Source organism: Arthrobacter sp. AZCC_0090, from assembly GCF_014207375.1.
Taxonomy (GTDB): domain Bacteria; phylum Actinomycetota; class Actinomycetes; order Actinomycetales; family Micrococcaceae; genus Arthrobacter.
Map to the genome: position 1 here is coordinate 200,241 of NZ_JACHEE010000008.1, position 15,884 is coordinate 216,124.

The following is a 15,884-nucleotide window of genomic DNA, read 5'->3' on the forward strand; positions in this document are numbered from 1 at the left end:
GGTTCAACGATCGGCCAGCAGCGCTCGGGAAGCCGGACTTGGACGCAGACCGAACGCTAGTAAGCCGTGTAGCTGAGCGCAAGATCGCGCAATTGCTGGTCGTTCATGCCGCCGACCATTCCAAACGACAGCACCATAGCCAGGGCGCCAAGGGCCAACATGGCGGAACCAACCACGAGTAACAACTTCCAGTCGGAACGCATGATGCTGCGGAACGTCTCCGGCATCTGCAGTAGCGGGGAAATCATGTTTGGGGCGCTGTCCACGGATCCATCGTCAAGAAGTGCCACGATACGATCGTTCGCACGGTCGAAACGCATGGAGCTGATGTGGTTGCCGTGGCGGGCAAGCAGAATGTCGTGTCCGACGCGCTGGCGCGGCTGCAGAGTAAGCAAAAGGGATCCCCTACGGGTTGTTGTGATGGGCGGCTCGCGCCCTTGGGGGCCACTCCAATTTTACCGGCGGCACCCTAGCCGCACGGCCCAAATCGAGGTGAGACCGCCCACCACAACGCGTGATCCCCGTCAAGTGCCTGACTGTGGCTTACGGTTCGTCCGTCTTGGCGATGTAGACATCGCACGGGGCGTTGTGGGCCACGGTGTTGGCAACGCTGCCGAGAACGCGTGCCAGTCCCTGCATGCGACGGTTGCCGACGACGATCAAGCGAGCCCCGACGCGTTCGGCTTCGCGGATCAACGCTTCTCCCGGCTTGCCGCGTGCGGCCGTGAAGCTGATTTCAAGCTGCTCGCTGTTGAGTTTTTCCGCAACTCCGCGGGCAACCTTTTCAGCGTCGTCCGCATCCGAGACGACCCACCGGTCGCTGCCGCTTTCAAAGACCTCGGTACGGTCGCTGTCGAAGGCCGTCAAGACGCGAAGGCTGGCTCCCAGTGCTGCCGCAAGGTCCCTGGCTGCCTCGGCTGCCCTCATTGCGGTCTCACTGCCGTCTACGCCGACCACTACGATTCCGCTCATGATGTAACTCCTTTGTTAATGGTGTCGATTGCCCCGCGCAGTACTGGTGCCAAACGGCGGACGCCTTCGGCAATGGACTCAGGTGGCACTGCGCTGAAGGCCAATCTCAGTTTGTTGGATGGTTCGTCCGAGTGCGTGAACGCCGCGCCGGGGATGAACACGACGCCTGCCTCGATCGCCTTCTTGAGGAGCGGGTACGTATCCACACCGCCGGGCAGGGTTACCCAGACGAAGAAGCCGCCCTCGGGCCTGGTCCAGCTCAGGCCGGGAGGCATGTGCTCTTCCAACGCTGCGAGCAGGGTTTTGCAGCGTTCCTCGTAGAGGGCCCGGTAGGTCTCAATCTGTCCGCGCCAGTCGTAGTCCCGAAGATATGCCGAGATGATCATCTGATTCAGGGTGGGAGGGCACAATGTCACGGCTTCCGACGCGAGATAGAAGCGCCGCTGCAGGTGCTCGGGAACAAGGGCCCATCCGATCCGCAGTCCCGGGGCAAAGATTTTTGAGAACGACCCCATGTAGATGACGTCGTGCTCATTCGCGGCCCGCATTGGCGCGAGCGGGTTGCCGTCGAAGCGCAAAAGACCGTAGGGGTTGTCCTCGAGGATCAAGATATTCGCATTGCGGCATATATCTACGATTCGCTGGCGCCGCGCAGGAGCGAGGGTGATGCCGGAAGGGTTGTTGAAGTTGGGGATCGTGTAGAGGAACTTGATGTTCTTGCCCTCGGCCTGAAGCTCCGCGATCTTGGCCTCGAGCAGCTCCGGGACCAGGCCGTCGTCGTCCATGTCCACGGTCTCAACCTGGACCTGGTAGGCCTCGAAGGTGTTCAGGGCTCCCACATAGGTGGGATTTTCCACCAGCACGACGTCGCCTGGATTGCAGAAGACCTTGGTGGCTACGTCCTGGGCCGACTGGGAACCTGCGGTGATCACGACGTTTTCCGGCCGGGCGTCGGTGATTCCTTCGGCGGCCATGATCTCGCAGATCTGGGTGCGAAGTTCCTCGGTGCCCTGCCCGCCGCCGTACTGCAACGCCGTCATACCTTCTTCGGCGATGATGCGTGCAGCCGTCTGGCCAAGCTTCTCAAGGGGGAGGGACTGCAGGTAGGGGTTTCCGCCGGCGAGGGAGACGAGCCCCGGGCGCATTGAAATGTCGAAGACATCACGCACGGCGGACTGCTTAATGTTGGCGGCGCGCTCCGAGAAGAGTTCCTCGTGGCGGTGGGCGGCAGTGGCTGCTCGCTCTATTGCGTCAATTGCTTCAGCGGGCAACTCCGGCCCGGCATCCAATGTTTCGTGGGTCACATTGACAGGATACTCCCCAGAGTTGCCAAGAAGGCAACAGATGTTTCATCCGATTTTCACAATTCTGGGTGCGATTCGCTTTACGTCCGGCGAGCGGAAGGCTGGAATAGAGCCATGACGATGCATCCCGAACTCGAATCCAAGGCTCTCCGCTTCCACGAGCTCCACGCTGCGCCTCATGCGCCCTTGGTACTGGTGAATGCGTGGGATGCGGCATCTGCGCGGATGGTCGAGGAAGCGGGCGCGACGGCGGTAGCCACCTCCAGTTCGGCAATCTCGTGGAGCTTGGGGTACCAGGACGGGGACCACCTTCCGCGGCAGCTTGCCATGGAGGCGCTGTCGCGAATAGCAAAAGCCACCCGCTTGCCGGTGACTGCAGACATTGAGACGGGCTACGGACGCATTGACGAAGAACTCCGGGCCACTGTTCGAGCGGTGCTGGAGGCGGGCGCCGTCGGGATCAATATCGAGGACTCAGCGGAACAGCCGCTCAGCGAAATCGCTGAGCAGTCCAGGCGCATTGCCCTGATCAGGCAGACAGCCGACGACGCCGGCGTCCGGCTTTTCATCAATGCGCGTACGGATACCTATTGGTCCGGAAAGTTTCCGGACACTGCCTATGAAGAAACGCTGCGTCGTGCGGATGCCTACCGGCAGGCCGGGGCGGACGGAATATTCGTACCAGGGTTGACAGATCTCCATATACTGCACGAACTTTCCCGGCGGATCAGCGTGCCGCTCAATGCGCTGGCCGGTCTGGGTTCGCCGTCGCCCGGGGAATTGCACGACGCCGGCGTGCGGCGAATCAGCATTGGCGGCAGCACTGCCAGGGCCGCCTACGCGACGGTCTCCCGGCTCGCAATGGAAGTTCTTGGCGACGGGAACTGGTCGGGCCTCGCCGGAACACTGAGCTATGCCGAAATGGACGCGCTCTTCGGCGGGCGGTAGCGCAAGCCTCAGCGCAAGCTCAGGACATCCGCCAGGGTGCGCCCGTCGATATAGATCACCGCTTGGGACGCCCCCGTCGCCGCCACTGCGGTCTGGGTCAGCTGTGTTTCGATGCGCGGGTGGTCGCATACACCCCCCGGGCGAAGGGAACCGCTCAGGTTCACGACGGCGGTGGATCCGTCGAGGTAGCCCGAAACGTACCGCAGCGCGGAGCCGGAGAGTGCGTTGTACAAGCCTGCCTGAGTGGCACCGTCGTCGGGCGCGAGCAGTTGGCCCATGGCGGCGGCAAGCGGGTCGCTGCCTTCAGAGGCACTGAATTGCACGGCAACGAGGCTGTCATCGGAGCCGAACCGCACGCCGCGGCTGCCGCCGTCGCCGATCGCCACGAAATACACGGCGGTCCCGGACGGCACGCCGGTGGTTGGGAGGGGCAAGGGCGCCTGGGGGCTCGGGCTTCCTGACGCTGCGGAAGGCGGCCCCGGCGACGGAATGGTTGTGGCCGTGCCGGGTAGACCGGCGGCCCCTGGGGCTTGGCTTTGCTTTGCCGATGGTCTGGAGGTGCCGCTTGCTGGGCCCAAAGCGGTGGCGAGCGGAGCCGCGGGAGGCTCATTGACGGACGGCGGAGGCGCTGGGCGGGGCGTCGGAACCGGCCCCGCCAAGGGCTCCTGCGTCGCCTCGACGGAGCCCGGGGATCCGGGCGGTGCCGAGGGCGAACTGGCGGACGGGCCGCCGTCGGGGGAAGCGCAGCCAGCCAGGCAGAGCGCGAGCGACAGGCACAATGCGGCGATCGCCGTCGTCGTGCCTTCCACGCCGCGCCTGACCCCCATGACAGCCCCCGCTCCTGCCCTGATCCACCCACCTGGTGCCTGTAAATCAACGTTACGGCTGGCTACCCGGGCGTGGGCCGATCCGCCCATGACAGTTCGGCCTCAGCTCAGTCACGGAATGGTAGCGGTTGGGGGGTGACCCGGCCCGCGGCGTCCGCTAATCCGCCCTTTTGATCTTCCGCCAGCCGCCTGCGCGGTTGTTGGCCACGATCTGCCGCAGCATGGTGGTGAGCGGTGCACGCGGAATCACGTCGCCCTGATAGAAGGTGATCATTCGGGCGGTTTTGTTGTCGTGCCCGGAAGTGATGATGTTGTCCGGGTCGGGGACAATTGCGCCGTCGTAGAGGAACAGGTTGACGTGGTCCTTGGCGGCGAGCAGTGCGCAGACGTTGCCGTCGAGAACGAAGTAGGGCCGCGTGCGGCGCTTGATCGTTTCGGCGATTTCGGGTTCGGCTTCGTGGATGAGGTCGCGCAGTTGCTCCCCGATGGTGCGTTGCCAGTCCGGGAGGGCCTCGAGGTAGGCGTCGACTTCGGGGTGGCGGTTGTGCTCTGGCCGTGGTGCCATGCCCAATCGTATCGCCAGAATGCCCCTGCCCACGCCTCACGGCGGGACAGGGGCATTTCTCGCGCACGCTCCTGGTAGGGCCGCGCGAACCGAGGAGACTAGGCTGCTACTTCGTCTTCCTGGAAGGCGGTCAGGGGCTCGAAGATGGCCTTGATCTGCTCAACAACTTCGGCGTCGTCCTTCGGGTGCAGTTCGGCGAAGCGGATCATGGAGCCCGGAACGGCCAGCTTGACGTCCTCGAGGACCTTGGCGCCGGCGATGCCAGCAGCCTTGCGGGCCTCGTCCTGTGCCCAGACTCCACCGAACTGGCCAAACGCGGTTCCGACGACGGCGGTCGGCTTGCCCGCGAGGGCGCCGGCGCCGTAGGGGCGGGACAGCCAGTCGATGGCGTTCTTGAGGGAAGCGGTCAGGGTGCCGTTGTGTTCGGGCGTGACAAGCAGGAGGGTGTCAGCTTCGGATGCTGCTGCACGCAAGGCTGCGGCTTCGGCCGGAACCTGGCCTTCGACGTCGATGTCTTCGTTGTAGAACGGGATGTTGCCGAGGGAGCCGTGGATCTGCACGTCCACGTTTTCCGGGGCGTTGAGCTGGATGGCTTCGGCGAGCTTGCGGTTGTGGGAATCGGCGCGGAGGCTGCCAACAAGGGCGAGAACGGTGTTCTTGGACATGGGAACTCCTTGGGTCTGGCCGCGGACGGTGCCGCAGACTCTTAGTTTTTGGAGGCTTTTGCTGCCTTCGTAGATTCTAAACGGACTGCGGTCCGCTTAATATTCCCGAGGCTAGAATGTTTCTTGTGAGCCTCATTCCCATCCGGCCCGAGTTGCCTTTCGGGGCGCCGCCGGAGCGCAGCGACGCCGCGCGCAATCGCGAACGGCTCCTCCAGGCCGCCAGGGAGCTCGTGGCTGAACACGGAGTGGACGCCGTCACCATGGACATGCTCGCCTGCCGTGCCGATGTCGGGAAGGGAACGGTTTTTCGCCGCTTCGGAAGCAGGGCCGGACTCATGATGACCCTCCTGAGCGACGCCGAATCGGACTTCCAGCGCCAGTTCATCTTCGGTCCGCCGCCCTTGGGTCCGGGAGCGCCTCCGCGTGAGCGCCTTATTGCCTTCGGCGAAGCGCGCATCAAGTATGTCGAAGAGTACGGCGAGCTGGCCCGCGCCGCGGCGGAGCATTCCCCGCAAAACCGGCACGACGCCCCGCCGGTCGTGTTGTGGCACCGGCACATCGAGATGCTTCTGCGGAAGGCGGGCTTGGACCGTGATCCCTGGCTTATGGCTCTTTCTCTCGGCGCCACCCTGGATCCCGAGCGCATGCTCCATTCCCTTCGCGCCCACGGAATCGCGCCGGAGCGCCTAGCTGCGTCGTGGCGCGAGCTTGTCACGCGCTTGCTGAAAGACTGCTGACAAACCTTCGCCAGGATGCCCCTGCCCGGTAGCGTAGCGGCATGACCCACACACCGATCCGCACCGCCGTCGTCGGCTATGGCCTTTCCGGCAGCGTCTTTCACGCGCCGTTCATCGCAGCCAATCCCGCGTTTTCCCTCGACGTCATCGCAACTTCGGACCCGGACCGCAAGGCCAAGGCGCAGAAGCGGTATCCCGCGGCGAAGCTCGTGGACGGTCCCGACGACGTCCTGGCGCTGGCCGGGGAACTTGACCTGGTGGTCCTTGGCACGCCGCCCGCAACGCATCACCCGCTCGCGAAAGCCGCGCTGGAAGCCGGGCTCGACGTCGTCGTGGACAAACCGTTCGCCGTGACTAGTGAGCAGGGGCAGGAACTGATCGAACTGGCCGCGAGGCTGGGCCGTGTGCTCACGGTCTACCAAAACCGCCGCTGGGACGGCGACGCGCTCACCGTGAAGAAGCTGCTCGACGCCGGGACGCTGGGCGAGATCATGCGCTGCGAGGCGTCGATGGAGCGCTGGGCGCCCGAAATCAGCAAGGCGTGGAAGGCAAGCGCAACGGCCGACGACGGCGGCGGGCTGCTTTTCGATCTCGGCACCCATCTGTTGGACCTCGCTGTGCAGATGTTCGGTCCCGCAGAGGTCGTCCACGCCGAAATCCTCGCGCGGCGGCCGCAGGAACATGCCGACGACGACGTTTTCCTAGCGCTGAAGCACTCTTCCGGAGTGATCAGCCACGTGGCAATGAACGTCAACAGCCAGCTCCACGCGCCGCGCTTCCGCATCCTGGGCAGCAAAGGCGGCTTCGTGAAGTACGGAATCGATCCGCAGGAGCCCTTCATCGTGGCAGGTGGGCTGCCTACGGACGCTGCCTACGGCGTCGAGGATCCGCATCACTATGGAACCCTCGAAGTCGATGGCGTGCGGACCCCCGTTCCCACGGAACGCGGCGCCTACCAGGAGTTCTACCGGATCTTGGCGGAGAAGATCGACGACGGCGGTGCCGCCTCTGACTTGCCGCTGCCGGTGGATCCGGCAGGGCCAGTCGAGGTCCTGAAGCTGATTGAGCAGGCGAGGGCTTTGGTTTAGCCGGCGCGGAGCAGCCAAGAAACTTTTTTTTGGATCGGCGTAACTTCGCCGGGACCGCCAGCGATGTAAGGGGTGTGTGGGCCACGTCCGCACTGATCATCCGGTAGCGACAAAGCCGCTGCCGGGGTAGTCCAAAAACGTTTGTCGGAGGTCTCATGTCCTTGTTCACTGTCCTTGCCACCAGCAAAATCGCCGCTGGCGTCCTCGCCGCCGGAGCTGTCGCGGTTGGCGGAACCGGCGTCGCAGCCTTCAACGGAGCGCTTCCGAGCGGCCTGCAGCAGAGCGCCCACGAATTGGTTGGAGCTCCGGCTCCCATCGTCACCAATGCAGCCGATGCCGCTAAGTCGAAGGCAGCTGATGCTTCCGAGACCGCTCAGTCCAAGGCCGCCGACGCCGTCGAAACCGCTAAAGCGAAGGCCACGGACGCCGTAGACGACGCAAAGTCCAAGGCCGCAGACGCCGTGGATGCAGCCAAAGCCAGCACACCCGAGGCATTCGGCCTCTGCACGGCTCTGCTCAACGGTGGCCTGAAGGGTGACGCCAAGGTACCCGGTTACTCCTCCTTGGTTGTTGCCGCTGGTGGCGAAGCCAACGTCAAGGCACACTGCGCAACGGTCGTGACCGAAGGTAAGGCGGCCGGCCTGTCGGCAGACGGTTCTGCCTCTGTGAAGGCCGACGCCAATGGCACCGCTACCCTGCCTGCCACGCCCGCCGTCCCGGCATTGCCGTCCGCACCGGCCGTTCCTGCTGTACCGGCTGTTCCCGCCGTGCCGTCCCACGTCCCCAGCGCACCCGTGGACGTCCCGGCCGATTCTGTCCGCCCATAACACGACAGCTACGCTTGAACGGCGGGGCTCCTTGGCGAACTGACAAGGAGCCCCGCGACGCAACAGACGGCGGCAGCGGTTATTTCCCAGGCCAGGGAGGATGACCGTGCTGCGTGGGATGGAGGGGTCGCGGGTGCTTGACCCTTTGGCTGATGAATATTTGCAGGCGGACGAGGACGACCCCGCCCTGCTCTTCACGGCTGCCTACAACAACTTTTCCGGACCAGTTTTTGGTTACCTGCGCGCCCGCGGCGTAGACGATCCGGAAGCAGTTACGCAGGATGTATTCCTGGCCCTCTATCCCAAACTGGCTTCCCTCCGCGGCGGCCTTCAGGGAGCCAAGACCCTGCTCTTCTCCATCGCGCACGCCCGGATGGTGGATCACTACCGCAAGCGGGAGCGTACGCCTGATGCCGCGCCCTATGAACCCGATCTGGACGCTCGGCGTACGCCTTCGGCGGAGGACCAAGCATTTGGGCACGCGGAGGGGTTGAGCGTGACAGAGCTATTGGCCGACCTCAACTCCGACTACCGCGAGGTCCTGGCATTACGGGTCGTCGCAGACCTGTCGTTGGAAGAAACAGCGGACATTATGGGCAAGTCCCAAGGAGCCGTAAAGCAGTTGCAGCGCAGGGCATTGAGTGCACTGAGAGAACGTGCACTACTAAGGAATGGCACATCATGAGCGAAAAATCCGCATCCTGCGGCGAGCACGGCATCGACCGCCTGCTTGCTGAAGCCGGGCTCGACGAAGCGTACGAGATCCGGTCCGAGCTGCTGGAACTGCGCGCCCTTGCAAACAACCGGCCGCAGCCATCAGCCGAAGTGCAAGCCTTGATGGTGCCTGGCCCCGTGGCGATCGCGCCTGCCGAGACTGTTGCGCCCGTTGAGGTGGCTTCCCTCGTGGCGGCTGCACCCGCCGGCGGGATTGCTGGACCCGTTGACGAATTGGCTGCCCGCCGCCGCAAAAAGAGCCGCATGACCTTCGCCGCTGTTGCGGTGGCGGCTTCCCTTGCCGCTGGCGCCACCGCCGCGGCTGCCTCTGACGGCGGCATTCAGGGAACCATTGAACACTTTGGCGCCGTGGTGGGATCGGTCGTCTCCCAGCTCGCGCCCGGATCGGGCGGCAACGCTCCGCAACAGCAAGGGACGCGCTCAGGGCCGGGGCCGATGCCCACCCGCGAGACAAGCGTTCCCGTGACGCCCTCGCCGGCGCCCACCAGCCCCGACGCCCCAAGCACCAGCGCGCATCCAACACCGCACACCACCACCGTGCCCGGTTCCCAGCAGGATCCGCGCGAGGGACTTCGAGACATCGCCAAAGGCCAGCCCGGGCCCGTGACGATCCCGACGCCGTCCGTCCCCACGCTCCCGGTACCCGTTCCTTCGGGCATTCTCCCGGGCAACCCGGTCAAGCCGTAACCTGTCTTAACCTCCATCGAGGCTAACGCGGTAGAGTGCTGCGGCCGTATCCTCTTGCTGTGTGGCGGTCGTGTTTGCGTGCCTAGGCCGGTTGTCGTAGTTCGCGTCGGTCGCGCCTGTAGTACAGGTCCTCGAAATAGTGGGTCGCCATGACGGGCGGGTCTCCGTTCAAGTGCGTTCCTGGCAGGGGCGGGGCTGTTGATCGGTACGAATGTCCGGTGGGGGTGCGGATTTCGAGGACATGCGGTGTCCTGGGCCCTGTTTGTGCTGTCCGGGTTTGTGCTGTCCAGCCGTTGAGTTCTTTGGTGTGGTTGCAGGCTTCGCACAGGCCAGCGCCGTTGGCCAGGCTGGTGGTGCCGCCTTGGTGCCAGGGGATGATGTGGTCGATGTGTCTGATCGGTGCGTCGCAGTAGGGGGTGCGGCAGGTGTCGTCGCGGGCTTGGATGAAGCGCCGCAAACCGGCCGGGAAAAGGCGCGCCCGGGAGTCGGCGGCGACGAGGTTCCCGGTTCCGGGGGCGGTGAAGAGAGGCGACGGAGCCAGACCCTGAGGTGCTGGCTCTCTTCGGCTTGGCGTTGCCCGGGCTCAGCCTGTGCTGCGTGCTCATGCCGCGGATAACGAAACCTCGGCTGGCCGGGTGCGGAGTGCTCGTTCCCGGCTTGGCCGGGCTGGGTTTGGTGGTTGTTCGCGGTGAGCATTGTCCTTGCCCAGGCGGCGGGGACGATGCCGTAGCCCGGGAGCCGGGCCGGTTCGCTGTCGCCCTGGAACAGGGTGCGGTCGGTCATGACGAGCTGGACCTCCACCCCGCTGATCCCCGCAGGGGTGCCGGTGGTCCGTTCGACGAGGGCGTCGGCCATGATCTGGGCCCGGGACCGGGTCTCCCCTCCGGAGGAGCGGAGGGTGTCGGCGTGCCGGGACAGGGCCGCGTGCACGGCCACGCCCTGTGCGACCGGAAGAAGCGCCGTCAGATAAGTCATGGTGTCCGGTGCCGGGCGGAGGCTGACGTGACGTTCCTCGGCGGCGTGGCTGGCGCGTTGGGTGACGGAGCGGGGGTCCCGCCGGTAGGCCGCGGTCCGGGCCGCGGCGATAATCGCCTTGTCCCCGGCACCGTCGAAGGTCCCGGTGTCGGCGGCGAGTTCCTCGTCCACGGCGCATCGGTCCTCGGCGCTCAGGCAGGCTGTTTCCTTCACGAGCAGGGTGGCGCGCCATTCGTTGAGCCGCCCGGTGTCGAGGGCGGCGAGGGTGTGCGGCATTTCGGTGACGAGGGCTTTCGCGAGCCCGCAGAGCCGGGACCCGCGGGCGGGGGATTCCCTCCGGGCCAAGGCAATCTGCGCTCCGACGCCGCGTCCCTGTTCGTCGGCCGGAACGCCCAGGTCGGCCTCGGAGCTGCGCTGGGCGGCATCGAACGCGACCGCGATCCTGGCCTGCAAACCCGCGACCGCCGCGGACTTCAAATCCTCGAGGGCACGTATCTGGTTTATCAACTCGGCGCGGTCGCCAGGTTCGGTGCCGGCGACGTCGGGGCGGAAGGAGGCAACGGCATCGATAATATCCCGCACCCAGGCATCTGACACAGGAGCATCCGGACCTGCGCCGCCCGACGGCGCGCCCGCCTCTATCAGCTGTGTTCCCCGAATTCCGGCCATGAACCAAGCATTTCAGGGACCTACGACATTATTGGGCTGAAAGGACCCGGCCAGTTGAAAGAACCTAAGAAGATCTAAAGAATTGTTAGGAAATGCAACGGACAGTTAGTTGGAGCCGCCTCCCCCGGAGGAACCTTTGTCCCGGCGACTGCAGTCCGGAGCTCAGACGTTGATAGTGCGGCCCGTCTCGTACTGAAGCGTGCCTTGTTCCTCGAGTTGCGCAAGTCGGTCGGCCACCGACTGTGATGCCTTCGGAACGCAGGACAACGCCGTCAGGTGGGGCGAAAGAACGTCGATCAGACAGCCCACGGCTGCGAACTCCTGCGCCAGCGGATACCAAGCAGTCTTGTCATCCGGGTCGAGCAGGAAAAATCTGAATGTGTAGTTGCCGGCGTCGTGTGTAATTCCGGTTGCTACGAACGATCCCTTGGGGGAACGGACGACGGCGACGCGGTCACCCAGGTTCAGATCGTATGCGTAGGCCGGCACCCCGAGAACGGTGACCGTGCCATCGGGCTCAAGCCGTCCGTTCAGGCCTTCCCAGTACCTCACCCCATCGGTCCCCTCAGGCAATGGGAGCCATACGGTCTCGGTCGCTGCCTTTGCGTCTGGCCACGGCTCCAGCACCCCGGCTCGCCAGTGGGTAACCAAGCTCGGATGAAGTCGATATTCGTCCATGTGCCGAGCCTACGACGGCGGGGTGCCGCTTCCCATGGAAGCCGCACCCCGCCGTCGGGTTCGTTAAACCACGCCCGTGTCAGCGGCGGAGAGAAACTACGCCGAAACCAGGTTGTGCCAGTCGGCCACGAGGGGCAGGTTGTGTGCCTCGGAAACCGAGCGGTGCGTGACCTTGCCGGCGGCGATGTTGAGGCCGGCTGCCAGTGCGGGGTCGCGGTCGAACGCGGCCTTGACGCCCAGGTTGGCCAGTGACACCGCGTAGCGCAGGGTGACGTTGGTCAGAGCGTAGGTGGAGGTGTTCGGAACGGCACCCGGCATGTTGGCGACGCAGTAGAAGATCGTGTTGTGGACCTTGTACGTGGGTTCCTGGTGGGTGGTGGGGTGGGTGTCCTCGAAGCAGCCGCCCTGGTCCACGGCGATGTCCACGAGCACGGAGCCGGGCTTCATGCGGGAGACCAGCTCGTTGGTGACCAGCTTGGGAGCCTTGGCGCCCGGGATCAGCACGGAACCGATCACGAGGTTTGCGTCGACCACTGACTTCTCGATCTCGTAGGCATTGGAGGCGACGGTCTTCAGGCGGCCCTGGTAGAGGGCGTCCAGTTCGCGCAAGCGGTTGATGTTGATGTCCATGATGGTGACATCGGCACCCAGGCCCAAGGCCATCGCGGCGGCGTTGGTTCCGGCGACACCGGCGCCGAGGACAACAACCTTCGCCGGGCGGACACCCGGAACGCCGCCCAGCAGCACACCCTTGCCGCCGGCCGGTGCCATGAGGGAGGAAGCGCCGACGACGACCGACAGGCGGCCAGCGACCTCGGACATGGGTGCCAGCAGGGGCAGCGTGCGGCCTTCCTGGACGGTTTCGTAGGCGATGGCCGTGACGCCGGAGTTGATGAGTTCCTGAGTCAGTTCAGGCTCAGCGGCCAGGTGCAGGTAGGTGAAGAGGATCAGGCCCTTGCGGAAGCGGTGGTATTCGGCCTTGATGGGTTCCTTGACCTTCATGACCATGTCAGCGCGTGCCCAGACGTCGTCGGCTTCGGCCACGATCTCAGCACCAGCTACCGCGTATTCCTCGTCCGTGATACCGGAGCCGACGCCGGCGCCGCGCTCCACCAGGACTGTGTGTCCGTGGGTGCGGAACTCGTGAACCCCCGCGGCAGTGATGGCAACGCGGAATTCGTTGTTCTTGATCTCTTTGGGGACACCGATAATCATTGTGGGCTCCATGTTCGAAAGGCTTCAACGGCCTTTTTCTCTGCGGGGGACTGTGATTCCAGAATAAATCCGCTGTGAGCCAGGCGACACGAAAGGCGACGGCCGCCGTCGTGAACTTCCTTGTATTTCCGGGGTTTTTGCCCTCCGCAACTCGACATTTGTCGAATCTGAGAGCGTCAGGTGTCGCCTGATGTTCGCCGGGCGATCCGGGATTCGGCATGAGTGATGGCCCGCCAGTTGAAACGCATGTTTCATGAATGATTCTTCTTGTGACATTTGTGTCACTTCGTTGAAACGTGGCTTTCCTATCGTGGACGAGCAACCACGCACCTCCGTCCAACGATTGGCCAGCACCATGAAGATACAGACCTCTTCGACTGTTGTTCCTGCGCCCAGGAAGCCCCTGTATAAATCCCTGTTCGTCCAGATCTTCGCCGCCGTGGTTGCAGGTGTGCTGATCGGCCACTTCTGGCCCAGTATCGGTTCCGGACTGCGTCCTCTTGGCGACGGCTTCATCCAGCTCATCAAGATGATCATCGCGCCATTGATCTTCCTGGTCATCGTCACCGGAATTGCAGCGGTGGGGGATGTCAAGGCCGTGGGCCGTGTCGGAGTCAAGGCACTCATCTACTTCACCGGGGCCACACTGTTCGCCCTGGCATTCGGCCTGATGGTGGGCAATCTCGTCCAGCCTGGGGCAGGGCTCAACATCGATCCGAATTCGCTGAGCCCGGACGCCCTGAACGCCAAGACCGGCACCGCGCCGCCCAAGGACCTGGGCCAGTTCCTGCTCGGCGTCATCCCCACCAGCGTCGTGGGCGCCTTCGCGAACAACAACCTGCTGCAGGTCTTGTGCTTCTCCGTCTTCTTCGGTTCGGCCGTTGTTGTGATCGGCAAGGAACGGTGCGGGCCTGTGCTCACGTTCATGGAGACCGTCCTGGACGTGTTCTTCAAGATCATGGCCTGGGTCATGCGGGTGGCACCCATCGGCGCGTTCGGGGCCATGGCGTTCATCATTGGCCAGTACGGACTGGATTCATTGGGCACATACGCAGTACTCATCGCGGCGTGTTACGGCGCCGCCGTCGTCTTCATCGCTTTGCTCTTCCTCGTGGCGTGGGGCATCGCACGGGTGCCGCTCTGGCAGTTTTTGAAGTACACCCGTGAAGAGTTCCTGCTGGCCCTTGGTACGGCGTCCACAGAATCCGTCATGCCGCGCATCATGGCCAAGCTCTCCAACGCAGGTTGCTCACGCAGCACCACCGGACTGGTTATTCCGACCGGCTACTCCTTCAACCTCGATGGTGCCGTAATCTATCTGTCGATCTCCCTGCTTTTTCTCGCCCAGGCTTTCGGGCACCATCTCGATCTCGGACAGCAGCTCGTGGCACTAGGGATCCTCATGCTCACATCCAAGGGCATGGCCGGGGTTCCCGGGTCAGCCTTCCTCGCTTTGTCGGCCACTGCCGGCGCATTGGGGATCTTCCCGGTTGCGGGCGTCGCGCTTCTCCTGGGCGCGGACCGGCTGATGGACTCCATGCGGGTGGTAGTGAACCTGCTCGGTAACTGCGTGGCCACCTTTGTTGTGGCGAAATGGGAAGGCGAGTTCGATCGGGACGCCATGCTTCGTGCCTTTCCGGGGAGAAGGCGCCCTCCCCGAAAAGGCCGACGAGGCTCCCGTGCCGGCCCGCGTCGGATAGATGCCACGCTAGATAAACAAATCCAGCCACTCGTGGGCAGCGGGCAAAGTAGTCTTGCTCCATGCAACAGGACGTGGAGAAGATCGTCGAGGACGTCGCACTCAAATTGGGCCGCGGACTCTCCCTGGAAGATCTCGACGGTGTCCTGCTCGCCTATAGTTCCAACCAGTCCCACGCCGACCGCGTCCGCGTGAATTTCCTCCTCAGCAAGAAAGTCCCGGTGGACGTCAGTGCGTGGCAGCTCTCGCACGGCATCGCCACCGCGGTGCGTCCCGTCGTCGTGCCCGCCAATGAGGAACTCGGCATGGTGGGGCGCGTCTGCGTCCCGCTGCTGGTGCGCGGTTTCCGCGTGGGGTACCTCTGGGTCCAGCAAGACCTTGACGAGCAGACCGCGACGGCGATCCTCGCCCAGTTGCCAGGCGTGCGGGACGAGCTGGACCTCCTCGCGGGGTTGCTGCTCGATTCCAATACGGCCGAATCGGAGTTCCGGCGCCGCCGCGAGCAGGAATTCCTGGCTGCATGCCAAGGCGAATCCAACGCGGTGGCGGCCGTGGCCGGATGGAAGGAGGTCCAGGGCCGGGGCCCGTGGCAGCTGGTGACCGTGCTCGACGCCGAGGACGGCGGCGGCGTCTCCGATCCCATCGCAGCCACGCTGACGCACCGTTCCGCCGCGCTGCAGGCCACTATCGGCGTCGATTCCGTACTTTTCAGCGCCGGTACCGAGACGCATTCGGTCCTGCTGTTCCGCGAAACCGGCGGACGGGCAGAACATGCCCAGGTCTTGGTCCACTATCAGCTGGAGCTCGCCAAGCGGGCCGGCCGGAAGGTGGACCGGGTCATCCTGGGCATCAGTGAGCCGTTTTCGGTCATCCGCCAACTGGGGCGGGCGTACCGGCAGTCGAAGCTCGCGGCCCAGGCTGCCGCCGTCGATCCTCCGCTCGGTGAGCTCGTGGACAGCCGTTCGGCAGGGATCTACCAGTTGTTCGAACGGCTGCAGGCACCCGGCGGTTGGGACGATTCGGGCTCGTCCTATTTCCAGGCGATCGAGGACGCCGACCGCAACGGCGAACTCCTGCCCGTTCTCGAATTGCTCTACGACAGCGACGGCTCAGTCCAGGACGTGGCCACGAAGTTGCACTTGCACCGCAGCAGCATCTACAACCGGCTGGCCAGGGTGCGGCAACTCATCGGTGCTGATCCGTTGAATGGCGCTATCCGGCTCGAACTCCACGCAACGCTCAAGGCACGCCGCTGGGCGGGCCGCCCGCGGATTTGAGGCTGCGCTGGTACCG

At 64.4% G+C, this 15,884-nt stretch carries 16 protein-coding genes and 1 pseudogene; 8 read left to right on the top strand and 9 right to left on the bottom strand.

All coding sequences use genetic code 11. The features are described 5' to 3' along the window. Positions 1-56 precede the first annotated feature (56 nt). From HNP00_RS14395 to HNP00_RS14405, 3 genes are all read right to left on the bottom strand, one after another. Entirely contained in the window at positions 57-395 is a 339-nt protein-coding gene (locus HNP00_RS14395) for a hypothetical protein (RefSeq protein ID WP_184740240.1), read from the bottom strand. Positions 396-543: 148 nt separating this feature from the next. Next, positions 544-972, bottom strand: coding sequence for a universal stress protein (locus HNP00_RS14400; RefSeq protein WP_184740241.1), 429 nt, complete (start codon positions 970-972; stop codon positions 544-546). After that, complete coding sequence (locus HNP00_RS14405) at positions 969-2,276, bottom strand: PLP-dependent aminotransferase family protein (protein WP_184740242.1); 1,308 nt, start codon at positions 2,274-2,276, stop codon at positions 969-971. The genes HNP00_RS14400 and HNP00_RS14405 overlap by 4 nt, the downstream gene beginning before the upstream one ends. 114 nt (positions 2,277-2,390) lie before the next feature. Between HNP00_RS14405 and HNP00_RS14410 the strand changes: the two genes are divergently transcribed. After that, a complete protein-coding gene (locus HNP00_RS14410) occupies positions 2,391-3,224 on the top strand; it encodes an isocitrate lyase/phosphoenolpyruvate mutase family protein (RefSeq protein WP_184740243.1) in 834 nt (277 codons plus the stop codon). A gap of 8 nt (positions 3,225-3,232) precedes the next feature. Here HNP00_RS14410 and HNP00_RS14415 read toward each other — a convergent pair whose 3' ends face one another. The 3 genes from HNP00_RS14415 to HNP00_RS14425 form a co-directional block, all read right to left on the bottom strand. After that, entirely contained in the window at positions 3,233-4,051 is an 819-nt protein-coding gene (locus tag HNP00_RS14415) for a GerMN domain-containing protein (RefSeq protein ID WP_184740245.1), read from the bottom strand. A gap of 157 nt (positions 4,052-4,208) precedes the next feature. After that, complete coding sequence (locus tag HNP00_RS14420) at positions 4,209-4,616, bottom strand: DUF1801 domain-containing protein (RefSeq protein WP_184740247.1); 408 nt, start codon at positions 4,614-4,616, stop codon at positions 4,209-4,211. A 98-nt stretch (positions 4,617-4,714) separates the two neighbouring features. Continuing rightward, positions 4,715-5,281, bottom strand: coding sequence for an NAD(P)H-dependent oxidoreductase (locus HNP00_RS14425; RefSeq protein WP_184740249.1), 567 nt, complete (start codon positions 5,279-5,281; stop codon positions 4,715-4,717). Positions 5,282-5,406: 125 nt separating this feature from the next. On the opposite strand from HNP00_RS14425, the gene HNP00_RS14430 reads away from it, so the two are divergent. The 5 genes from HNP00_RS14430 to HNP00_RS14450 all read left to right on the top strand — a co-directional run bounded on the left by HNP00_RS14430 (position 5,407) and on the right by HNP00_RS14450 (position 9,355). Further along, positions 5,407-6,018: a TetR/AcrR family transcriptional regulator gene (locus tag HNP00_RS14430; RefSeq protein WP_184740251.1), complete on the top strand. Its 612-nt coding sequence runs from the start codon at positions 5,407-5,409 to the stop codon at positions 6,016-6,018. Positions 6,019-6,059: 41 nt separating this feature from the next. Further along, positions 6,060-7,106, top strand: a complete 1,047-nt coding sequence (locus tag HNP00_RS14435) for a Gfo/Idh/MocA family oxidoreductase (protein WP_184740253.1) — start codon at positions 6,060-6,062, stop codon at positions 7,104-7,106. 155 nt (positions 7,107-7,261) lie between these two features. After that, positions 7,262-7,933, top strand: a complete 672-nt coding sequence (locus tag HNP00_RS14440; protein WP_184740254.1) for a hypothetical protein — start codon at positions 7,262-7,264, stop codon at positions 7,931-7,933. A gap of 133 nt (positions 7,934-8,066) precedes the next feature. Then, positions 8,067-8,618 (top strand): RNA polymerase sigma factor, encoded by a 552-nt coding sequence (locus HNP00_RS14445; protein ID WP_184740325.1) that lies wholly within the window; start codon positions 8,067-8,069, stop codon positions 8,616-8,618. Then, a complete protein-coding gene (locus HNP00_RS14450; protein WP_184740256.1) occupies positions 8,615-9,355 on the top strand; it encodes a hypothetical protein in 741 nt (246 codons plus the stop codon). Before HNP00_RS14445 ends, HNP00_RS14450 begins: the two co-directional genes overlap by 4 nt. Positions 9,356-9,437: 82 nt before the next feature. Here the strand turns inward: HNP00_RS14450 and HNP00_RS14455 are convergent. The 3 genes and pseudogenes from HNP00_RS14455 to ald form a co-directional block, all read right to left on the bottom strand. Further along, positions 9,438-10,999: pseudogene (locus HNP00_RS14455) on the bottom strand (HNH endonuclease). Between the two features lie 162 nt (positions 11,000-11,161). Next, on the bottom strand, positions 11,162-11,677 hold the full coding sequence (locus HNP00_RS14460; RefSeq protein WP_184740258.1) for a DUF4265 domain-containing protein: 516 nt from the start codon (positions 11,675-11,677) through the stop codon (positions 11,162-11,164). A gap of 96 nt (positions 11,678-11,773) precedes the next feature. Beyond that, positions 11,774-12,892: an alanine dehydrogenase gene (ald, locus tag HNP00_RS14465; RefSeq protein ID WP_184740327.1), complete on the bottom strand. Its 1,119-nt coding sequence runs from the start codon at positions 12,890-12,892 to the stop codon at positions 11,774-11,776. A gap of 355 nt (positions 12,893-13,247) precedes the next feature. Here ald and HNP00_RS14470 point away from each other — a divergent pair, with 355 nt between their 5' ends. Further along, positions 13,248-14,786 (top strand): cation:dicarboxylate symporter family transporter, encoded by a 1,539-nt coding sequence (locus HNP00_RS14470; RefSeq protein WP_260404982.1) that lies wholly within the window; start codon positions 13,248-13,250, stop codon positions 14,784-14,786. Then, entirely contained in the window at positions 14,699-15,868 is a 1,170-nt protein-coding gene (locus HNP00_RS14475) for a CdaR family transcriptional regulator (protein ID WP_260404988.1), read from the top strand. Before HNP00_RS14470 ends, HNP00_RS14475 begins: the two co-directional genes overlap by 88 nt. Positions 15,869-15,884: the final 16 nt, after the last annotated feature.